General features: G+C 64.0%; 7 protein-coding genes. 3 read left to right on the top strand and 4 right to left on the bottom strand.

From position 1 onward, the window contains the following. Window positions 1–45 precede the first annotated feature (45 nt). On the top strand, window positions 46–747 hold the full coding sequence (locus tag ACF8RA_RS10030) for a response regulator transcription factor (RefSeq protein ID WP_019437505.1): 702 nt from the start codon (window positions 46–48) through the stop codon (window positions 745–747). Window positions 748–753: 6 nt separating this feature from the next. Beyond that, the gene (locus tag ACF8RA_RS10025; protein WP_176683385.1) at window positions 754–2,055 is read left to right on the top strand and encodes an ATP-binding protein; all 1,302 of its coding nucleotides are present in this window, start codon (window positions 754–756) and stop codon (window positions 2,053–2,055) included. 31 nt (window positions 2,056–2,086) lie between these two features. On the opposite strand, the gene ACF8RA_RS10020 is transcribed toward ACF8RA_RS10025, so the two are convergent. The 4 genes from ACF8RA_RS10020 to nrfB form a co-directional block, all read right to left on the bottom strand. After that, window positions 2,087–3,178: a diguanylate cyclase gene (locus ACF8RA_RS10020; RefSeq protein ID WP_176683386.1), complete on the bottom strand. Its 1,092-nt coding sequence runs from the start codon at window positions 3,176–3,178 to the stop codon at window positions 2,087–2,089. A gap of 124 nt (window positions 3,179–3,302) precedes the next feature. Further along, window positions 3,303–4,142 carry a DUF4434 family protein gene (locus tag ACF8RA_RS10015; protein ID WP_176683387.1) on the bottom strand — a complete coding sequence of 280 codons (840 nt, stop codon included), beginning with the start codon at window positions 4,140–4,142 and terminating at the stop codon, window positions 3,303–3,305. After that, window positions 4,142–7,141 carry a phage receptor gene (locus ACF8RA_RS10010; protein WP_392461164.1) on the bottom strand — a complete coding sequence of 1,000 codons (3,000 nt, stop codon included), beginning with the start codon at window positions 7,139–7,141 and terminating at the stop codon, window positions 4,142–4,144. Before ACF8RA_RS10010 ends, ACF8RA_RS10015 begins: the two co-directional genes overlap by 1 nt. Continuing rightward, window positions 7,138–9,312 (bottom strand): cyclic di-3',5'-guanylate-activated glycosyltransferase NrfB, encoded by a 2,175-nt coding sequence (gene nrfB, locus ACF8RA_RS10005; RefSeq protein WP_392461163.1) that lies wholly within the window; start codon window positions 9,310–9,312, stop codon window positions 7,138–7,140. Before nrfB ends, ACF8RA_RS10010 begins: the two co-directional genes overlap by 4 nt. A 192-nt stretch (window positions 9,313–9,504) precedes the next feature. On the opposite strand from nrfB, the gene ACF8RA_RS10000 reads away from it, so the two are divergent. Next, window positions 9,505–9,936, top strand: a complete 432-nt coding sequence (locus ACF8RA_RS10000; protein ID WP_176683390.1) for a PACE efflux transporter — start codon at window positions 9,505–9,507, stop codon at window positions 9,934–9,936. Window positions 9,937–10,009: the final 73 nt, after the last annotated feature.

The following is a 10,009-nucleotide window of genomic DNA, read 5'->3' as shown; positions in this document are numbered from 1 at the left end:
AAGAGGCCGGCACAGGCTTACTTCAACCCAGACGCCCAAGCACCTATGCCGAACATTTTCCTGGTCGAAGACGACAGCGCCCTGTCCGAGTTGATCGCCAGCTACCTGCAACGCAACGACTTCCATGTCCAGGTGATCGCCCGGGGCGATCATGTGTTGGACGAGTACCGTCGGCAAAGGCCTGATCTGGTCATCCTTGACCTGATGCTGCCGGGCATCGATGGCCTGCAGCTGTGCCGGCTGCTGCGCCAGGAGTCGCAGACCCTGCCAATCCTGATGCTGACCGCCCGCGACGACAGCCATGACCAGGTGCTTGGCCTGGAAATGGGGGCCGACGACTACGTGACCAAACCCTGTGAGCCACGCGTGCTGCTGGCCCGGGTGCGCACACTGCTGCGCCGCAGCAGTGTCAACGAACCGCGTTTGGACAACGACCTGATCCTGATTGGTGGCCTGCGCATCGACCTGGCCGAGCGTACGGTGAGTTGGCGTGGCGAGGAGGTGGAGCTGTCCAGCGGCGAGTACAACCTGCTGGTGGTGCTGGCGCGCAATGCCGGTGAGGTGATGAACCGCGACCGTATTCTGCAACAGTTGCGTGGCATCGAGTTCAATGGCACCGATCGCTCCGTTGATGTGGCCATTTCCAAGCTGCGGCGCAAGTTCGACGACAACGCCGGCGAAGCGCGCAAGATCAAGACCGTGTGGGGCAAGGGCTACCTGTTCAGCCGTGTCGAGTGGGAGTGCTGATCGGCCATGCTCAAGATCCTGGTGCGGCTGTATCTGGTGATCATCGTCGCCTACGCCGGCGCGTTGCTGTTCATCCCTGACACCATCGTCGGCCTGTTCCGCGACCGGTTCATGGCCTACAACCTGGACCAGGCCAAGGGTGTACAAGCGTTGATCGTGCGCCAGTTCCGCCAGGCTCCGCGCGAGCAGTGGCCAGCGGTGGAGCAGGAACTGGCCAGCGATTTCGCGCCGCTGCAACTGCAGCTGCTGCGCATGGATCAGGCCGGTTTGAGCGATGAGGAGCAGGCGCGCCTGGAGCATGGCCTTTACGCTGTGCGCATTGCCGAGTGGGGCTATTACGAGACGGTGCTGGCGCCGCTGGACAAGGAGTGGCTGGTACGCCTGCATTCCCCGCCAGACCCGCTGGACATCAACGTGCTGTCGTGGGGCGTGACCGTGTTGATTGGTGCAGCCATGCTGGGGTGCCTGCTGCTGTGGGTTTGGCCGCACTGGCGTGATCTGGAGCGCCTCAAGGAGACCGCTCGGCGCCTGGGCCAGGGGCAGATGGCCGAACGTACGCACATTTCGCCTCACTCCAACATTGGTGAACTGGCCGGGGTATTCGACACCATGGCCAGTGACCTGGAACGCCACGTCAACCAGCAGCGTGAACTGCTGAATGCGGTTTCGCACGAGTTGCGCACGCCACTGACCCGGCTGGATTTCGGCCTGGTGCTGCTGTTCGACGAAGTGCCGCCAGCCAGTCGCAAACGCCTGCTGGAGTTGGTCGGGCATGTGCGCGAGCTGGATGAACTGGTGCTGGAGCTGCTGTCCTACAGCCGGTTGTACAACGCCGACCAGGCGCGGGAGCGGGTGGAGGTATCGCTGCTGGAACTGGTCGACAGTGTGCTTGGCGGCTTTGCCGAGGAACTCGATGGGCGCGGTATCCACTGGGAAGTGCGGGCCGAGGGTGAGTTGCCGCGCTTTGTACTGGACCCGCGGCTGACGGCGCGCGCGGTGCAGAACCTGGTGCGCAATGCCATGCGCTATTGCGATGAAAGCCTGTTGCTGCGCTTGCGCCTGGAAGCCGATGGCGCCTGCCTGCTGACGGTGGAGGATGACGGGATTGGCGTGCCTGTGGAGGAGCGCGAGCGGGTGTTCCAGCCGTTCTACCGTCTGGACCGCAGCCGCGATCGCAACACCGGTGGTTTTGGCCTTGGGTTGGCGATCAGCCGGCGGGCGATCGAGGGGCAGGGTGGCACCTTGACCCTGGCGCAGTCGGCGCTGGGTGGGGCGCAGTTCAGGATTCGTTTGCCTGCCGGATCATAGGTTGGCTGCAACCGCGAAGGGGCCGGGCCTGCTAATCCTGCTCTGCCAGTTGGCTGGACCACAATACAAAGCGATCCTTGCCGGTGTGTTTGGCTTCATATAGCGCCTGGTCGGCGCGGACCAGTGCTGTAGTCAGGCTCTCTCCCCGGTCAACCCTGGCCAGACCAATGCTGATGGTGACCGGGTGCTCGCCAACGTCCTCGCGCACGCGCTGGCACAGCGCTGCCACTCGCTGCTCGGCCCCTTGCTGATCCAGCCCTTCAAAGAAGATCGCAAACTCTTCACCCCCCAGTCGGGCAAACGCTTGGTCGGCCATGCTCGCCTTGATATGCAGGGCCACGCGCTTGAGCACCTCATCGCCGACGTCATGGCCGAAGCGGTCATTGACCCGCTTGAAATTGTCGATATCGATCATTGCCAGGTACTGCCCGGACGTCGCCATCCGTAGTTGGCGGTCGGCCTGGGCCATGAACGAGCGGCGGTTGGGAATGTCGGTCAGGGCATCGACGTAGGCTTGCTCCAGCAACACCTTGGACAGGTAGAAATTGTGCAGCTTGGCCTTGCGGATCTGCAGGTAGCTGTAGCTGACCAGGCCGCTTAGAAACACGGCATAGCTGATCAGCATGGCGCCTTCGAGCGCATGGGGCTCGATGCGGGTGTGGTAGAACGGATTAAGCATCACCCAGGTGATGACCATGGCGCAGAAGAATGACCAGCGCCGCACTGGCAGCACCGACATGGCATACAGTACGGTGGAAACCCCAAGCACCAACCACACCGGGCGCAGGGCCATCGGGAGGCCTTCGATCACCAGGCGCATACCCAGGGTGATGACGGTAATGAACAGCAGGTTGAGCACGTCGAAGTGATGGCTGCGGCGGGTGAAACGCAGCACTACGATCAGGCTGCCGAGCAGGGCGATGAACAGGAAGGACAGCCAGGTGAAGCCTTGGTCGCCAAGGAAGCTGACGATCAGGTCGAAGATTAGCCAGATCAGGACGCTTATTGAGAATACCAGCAGACAGAACGAGCGCATGGACTCGAATTCGTGCTGGCGGAACTCGGCGCGCAGGGCGGCGGGCGCGACCTGCTGGCGTACGTGGGCTTCGATGGTCTTGAGCATCGGTGGGCTCCTGAGGCTACTACTTTTTCAGGCCTGGACCTTTCGCGGGTAAACCCGCTCCTACAGGGACCGTACGGTGTGGGGGACCTGTGGGTTTATCCGCGAAGAGGCCGGCCCTGGTGACTCATTGCTGTGGCAAGACACCCCTGGCCCAGGGCCGGTAGCGCAAGGCAAACACTGCCTCGGCATGGCACCCGCTACCCAGCCGGGGCTCGGCAGGCTCCGCCCGAAACGCCTGCTCGGGCGCGCTCACCTGGCGGAACGCCTCACGCACCACACCCACCCGGCACGGCAGGGCCTGCTCATAGCCCTGACGCACCAACGCCGGCAAACGTCCGGTGCCGGCGCCATCCTGCCACCACACAGTCAAGCCCAAGCCGGCCAGTTGATCCAGCCAGACGGCATTGACCCGCGGCGACAGCTTGCCCGTGCTGAAGGCGCTGATATGCAACGGCTTGTCCAACCGGCGGTTGAAGGCCTGTAGCTGGCTGTACAGCGCATCACGCCGTTCGGCCTCGCGTAGATGCTGGTCGTCCAGCTCCATGGGCAGGTACCAGCCGTCCACTGGCAACTGCCAGGCCTGGCGCAGTTGCTGGTACTGGCTGAGCGAACGCCCCAGCTGCGCTTTCCAGTAGCTGTTCAGGCCTTCGCCATCCAGCTCGTCGAGGCGCTGGTAGTAGGCCGGGTCCATGTACAGCCCCAGCACCAACTGCAGGCCTTCGGCACGCGCCGTGCGCAGGCTGTTGGCCAGCCAGCCTTTGGCTCCGCCGAAATCGCTGTCGCCGTAAGCACTCCATTGCACGATCAGGGTTTTGCCACCTTGGGCCGCGGTGGCTTGCCACAGGTGCTGCCACTGGGCGGGCGTGACGCTGGCATCGCGGTTCAGGGGTTGGTAGAACAGGCGCTGGTCAGCTGTGGCCGGTAGGCACAGGGCTAGCAGGCAGAAGGCGATGAGCGCACGCATCAGAAGGTCATCTCCGCACCGACCAGCACGCCGTTGGCGCGCTCGTAAAGGTTACCGCCCAACGATTGCTGGTACTCGGCACGCACTTTCAGCGAGCCGCGGTAGGCGTTGTAGCGGTCGTCGTCGAACCACCATTGCCAGCGCACGCCGACACCGGCGCGGGCGTCCTGGCGCCAGTCGTTGCCAGGGTCCTGGCTGGAGAACTCGACAAAGCCGTAGGGCATGAGGGTTTGCGGCGAGCTGCCCGGCAGCTTCCAGGCGTGGCCTTGCTGGTAGCGCGACAGCCAGGCATGGTCGCCGGCGCGGGTCCACCAGGCAGCATCGAGGTAGAGGAACCGTTCGTTCCAGTCGTCCTCATCGATGCGCCAGTCGTTGCGCCAGCCTCCCTGGTCGAGGAACGAGGCGGTGGCGCGCAGCAGCAGGTCATTGCTCGATTCGGCGTGGTGGCGCAAATCGCCCCAGTTGCCGCCGACCTTGGCCGGGCTCAGCAGTTGGCCAAGGCTGAGGCCGCGGTAGTGGGCTTCGTCGATCTGCCGCTGGTGGTAAAGCTCGGCATACAGGTTGAGGTTGGCCTGGCCGAGCGGTTTGTAGCGCAGGCCGACACCGGTACCCATGCTCTGGGCATAGTCGGTGCGGCTTTGGCCACCGAACAGTACCCGGCCATACACTGACAGGGTGCTGCCATTGCGGCTGGGCTCCTCGCCCAGAGCATGGTCCCACATGGCCAACTGCACGTTCTGCGATTGCGCCCGGCGCAAGCTGCCGCTGCGCTGGCCGTTGTCGAGAAATTTGTCGTTGGTCGAGGTGCCAGCCGGCGACCAGGTGCTGGCCAGGGTAATGGTGTCGCGACGTGACAGGCTCTCGTGAGCGCGGCGCTGGCGGTACTTGCGGGCCTCCAGGCTGCCGTATTCGTCATCACCGTCGACCAGGTTCTGCTCTACGTCGAGGATGCGGCGCAGTTCGCGGCGTGCCGCAGCGCTGTCTGCATGTTCGTCGTAGCGCAAGGCAAGTGTTTCGCCAAGGCGGTAGTCCTCGGGGAAGTCGCGAGTGGCGCGCTCAAGGTAGGGGGTCGATTGCATGCGCTGAGCCTTGTCCGTCGAGCCAGCCAGGCGCATGCCATAGTCGGCGCGATAGCGCGGCTGGTCGGGAGCCAGGCGCACGGCTTCGGCTAGCCAGGCGGTGCTCTGCGCACTGTTACCGGCCAGTTGCGCAGTGCCGGATGCGGCGTAGTAGTGATCGGCGCGCGGGTTGTGCGCCAGCGCCTGGCGCTGGAAGCCCAGCGCGGTCTGCGGGTCACCTTGGCGCTGGGCGATGGCGGCGCCCAACGCCCAGTCGTCGGCGCTTTGGTGCGCGGCAGCGTCCCAGTAGCGGCGCGCTGCATCGGCGTCGCCTGCATTCAGCGCGCCGCGTGCGGCGGTGAGGCGGGCATTATCGGTAAAGGCGCTGTCTGGCAGGCTGCGCCAGATGGGCTGGGCGGTTTCGGAGTCGCCGGCCGCTTCGAGTGCGTAGGCCAGCGCCAGACGGTTGCCAGGACCGCCCAGGCGCTCGGCAGCCTGGTAGTAGACCACCGCCTCACCCGGCTGGTCGGGCATGGCGCAACGGCCCAGGGCGCGGTACTGGCCAGGTTCGCTCGGGTTGGCCGGCACTGCCTGGCGTACGGCATCGCACTGGCCGGCTTCGGCCAGCCGTCCGAGCAACTGGGCGCGGGTGTTGGCGTTGACCCGGAGTATCAGGCCGAGCATGCGGCGGCTGTCCAGGGGCCCGTCGTTGCGGGCATACAGGTTGCCCAGCCGCTGTAGCAGCGATGGGCCTAGGCGGCCCTGGCGGCGGTCGTAGGCCTGCTCCAGCAATTGCCGTGCGTGATCGCCGTGGCCCTGTTCGGTCAACAGGAAGGTGGTTTGCTCCAGTGCGGCGAGGTCGCCGGTCTGTCGATAGCGTTGTTCCCATTCTGCGGTGGTGCGCGGCTGCGGCGGTGGGGCGCCATACAGGCGCTGCTTGAGCACGGCATAAGCCCGTGGGTCGGAGCTGGCGGAGCAGCCCTTGAACTGTTCCCGGGCCAGGTCCGGGTCTTGATGTGACAGCCAGTCGACCGTTTCGAGGCAGGGGCGCTGCAGGTCGTTGCTCAGGCGCCGCACCAGCGCCGCATCGTCGCCTTCGCGGGCCAGTTGCCAAAGTTGCTGGCGCTGTTCGGGTTTCTGCAGTTGATCAGGCGGTAGCGACTGCAGCCAACGTTGGGCCTGCTGGTGGTGGCCGACGGCAATGGCGCGGTTGGCCATGGCCAGCCGCGTCTGGTTGGCCGCTGCGAGGGAGGGGGCGTGGGCCAGCAGCGCAGTCAGGCCCTTTTCGTCAACTTGCTGGATATAGGCATTGGCCAGGCGTTGCCAGTCTTCGGCAGGCAACTGGCCTGTGTCGGCCAACGGCTGCAGTTGCTCGATGGTTTCCTTCCAGTTGCGCAGCTGTTCGGCGAAGTTGGCCCGGGCCAGGCGCAGTACCTGGCCGTCGCCCCCGGGCGGTAGCTGGTTGAGCCATTCCAGCGCTTTGGCAGCGCCTCCAAACTTGGCCAAGCTCAGGCTGTAGGCCTGCCACAGGCGTATCCGGTGGTTGCCGTCGCTGGCGACCAGCCATTGCTCCACCTGGCTGGCCGGTGGTGGGTCCTGCTCGATCCAGGTCAGGCGCAGCTCCAGCAGGGTGTCGGCGTATTCGGGGCTGTCGCCTAGCTGTTCGGCCAGCGCTTGAGCCTCCTTGTAACGGCGCTGGCGGGCCAGGGCTTCGACCAGCAGGGCGCGGGCTTCGTCGTTGTTCGGCACCCGGCCCAGCACATGGCGGGTCAGGCGCTCGACTTCAGCCCAGTTGTCTTTCCTGGCCTCGCGATAACTGCGGTCCATGAACGGAAAGCTGGTGAACCGCTGGAAGTCGGTCATCGGCGCCGAAGCGGCAGCGGGCAGGGCGGCGGAGCATAGCAGCAGGCCAGTAAAGGTGAGGGAAAAACGCGGCTTCATGCCACCTCCCGGGTCAGATCAATCGCTACTTGCTGTTCACTGGCCTGTTCGATCAGGGCCTGTTCCAGCACCTGTCTGGTGATGATGCCGCGGGCGATCAGGTGCTCGCCGAGGCTTTGGTGTTCGGGGTCGAAGTCGATCAACGCCTGGTTGAACAGGGTGACAGGGACCATGCCGCGCACCTGCAGTAGCGCGCCTAGCATCACTTGATGATGGCAGACCCGTTCCAGCAGCGCTTCGTCGTCCTGGTGGCGTTCGAGCACGGCCAGCATGTCTCGGGTTTCTTGATGCTGCCAGGGGCTTGGGTAGTGGTAGCGAAGCCCCAGTGTGACCCGGCCCTGAGGGGCCAGGCGTGCCTTGACCGGGCGTTTCAGCTGGCGGCTGATCACACCCAGCGACACCTGGCTGACCGGGCTTTCACTGGCCAGGATCAACGTGTCGCCGTCTTCGTCCACTGGCAGTACACCATAATGGGTGGCCAGCTTGCGCGGCAGTTTGGCGATCAGTTGCGGGTCGAGCTTGAACGGGTTCAGCGGTGCCCAGGGCAGGTCCAGTTGCTCGGCCAGGGTGGCCACCAACTGCTCACTGTTCAGCCAGCCACGCAGTAGCAGTTCGCGGCCCAGGCGCCGACGAATCGGGCTGGTGATGGCCTGCTGCAACTGTTCGTCGGTGATCAGGCCCTTGGCCACCAGGCGCTGGCCCAGTGGTGTGCGAGCCGGGGTGGCGATGGCGGGGAACTCGTGGGTGGTCTTGTCCCAGGCCACGCGCCGCGAATCGCCCATTTCCATTACCTGGCGCAGGGCACGCAGGTTGGCGAAGAAGTTGACGAAGTTGCTCCACATCATCCGCGGCGCTGACAGCAAGCCCTCGCCAATGCCATAGAAGCGGGTGACGAACCAGGCGCGCTGGAACAACCTGTTGAGCAGCAACAGGCCGTTGAGCCACAGCAGGGTCGACAGCAACCAGCTGTCGCTGAGGATCGACATGAAACGCCATGACTCCGGCGCAATCACCGTAACTAGCCACATGGCCAGCAACACCAGCAGCAACAGGTTGACCAGGAAGCTCAGCAGGTAGGCGAACAGCCCGCGGCGGTCACGCCAGAGGAAATAGTTGAGCGCACCTTTTCGGCTCCAGCCGAGGTTGCTGGTGCCCTGGAACACGATGCCGACGATCCAGCGCGACTTCTGTCGGATGGCATGCTGCCAGTCACGCGGGAAGTGCTCGCGCACGCAGATCACCTGGGAGAATTCGCGGCTCATGCCCGGGCGCCATTCCTGCTTCAGGGCCAGCGCCGGATCGGTGATGGAATAGCGGGCGAAAATGCACTTCATGCCTTTTTGCTTAAGGCGAAAGCCGATGTCGTAGTCCTCGGTCAGGCTCTGTACGTCAAAGGCGATGCCGTCACCGTCCTCGAGCAGTGCGCTGATGGCGCGGCGGCTGAAGCAGGTGCCGACGCCAGCACTGGGCACCTGGCCGGTCAGCGCTTCGCGCACGATCACGTCCTTGCCGTGGTTTTCGGCAAACTCGTCGACATAGTGGCCGGCAGTAAAGCCCTTCCACTCCGGTGCGTAGGGATACACCGGGATCTGGATCATGTCCTTGCTCGGCAGCAGGTAGTTGAACAGGCGCAGCTCCATCGGCGAGATCACGTCTTCGGCGTCATGCAGGATGAAACCGGCGAACTCGATGCCGGCGTCCTGCTGGAAGCGCAGCAGCGCGTCGATGATGTTGTTCAGGCAGTCGGCCTTGCTGGTGGGACCGGGGCGGGCGCAGACCACTTTGTGCACGTTGGGGAAGTGCAGGCACACCGCGTCCACGTCGGCCTGGGTTTGCGGGTCGTTGGGGTAGGTGCCGACAAAGATCTGGTAGTTCTCGTAGTCGATGGTCGAAGCGGCCAGGCGGGCCATTTCACCGACCACGCCGACTTCGTTCCAGGCGGGGACCATGATGGCCAAAGGTTTTTCCGGGACTTCGTACAAGCGCTTCTCATCGGCCCTTTCGAACTTGCCGTAGATGCGAAAACGCCGGATCAGCGTGCGGCCCCAATAGCACAGATCGATGAACAGGTCGTCCAGGCCCAACAGGAACATCAACGAGGCAAGGGTGATCGCCAGGAGCTTCAGGCCGAACAGCAGGTAAGTGAGAAAATCGATGAATACCAGGCTCATGTGTCAGCCACCGGCAGGGCAGAGTGGGCCATCGTCTTATCCTCGCTCGTTCCCTCGACGAAGGTGCAGGAGATGTCACTGTCATGTACGGAATAGATACAAGCAGCCGAACGCGGGATTGTCCAAATTTCGGGCTGTTTCTTGCGGGCTGCATCTTGTAGCTTTACAGGTCGTTCATTCAGGGAGCTGAACATGCAAGGCAAGGCCCGCAAGATCGTCCAGGCCATTCTCTATGAGGCCATCGCCGTCGCCTGCGTGGCGCCCGCACTGGAGCTGGCGTTCGGCGCCGGCATGGCGCAGTCGACCCTGCTGTCGGTGCTGATGTCAGGCATCGCGATGAGCTGGAACATGGGTTACAACTGGGTGTTCGAACGTTGGGAAGCGCGCCAGCACAAGCGTGAGCGCACTTTCCTGCGGCGCCTGCTGCATGCGCTGGGCTTCGAGGGTGGGCTGGTGGTGATTCTGCTGCCGCTGGTGGCGTACTGGCTGGACGTGAGCCTGTGGGCGGCACTGCTGACCAACCTGGCGCTGTTCGTGTTCTTCTTCGTTTACGCCTTTGTCTTCCAGTGGGGCTTCGACAAGGTGTTCGATGTGCCGCTTTCGGCGCAGCAGGCCAAGTGTTGACTTTCGGCCGCGAGGCAGGCTAAGTTCCTGCACCATGAATACATTCCCGCACGTGAACGCCATTATTATTACC

The organism is Pseudomonas sp. FYR_5 (genome assembly GCF_043106315.1).
GTDB classification, from domain to species: Bacteria; Pseudomonadota; Gammaproteobacteria; order Pseudomonadales; family Pseudomonadaceae; genus Aquipseudomonas; species Aquipseudomonas putida_Y.
This window is presented reverse-complemented; position numbering and strand designations above follow the sequence as displayed.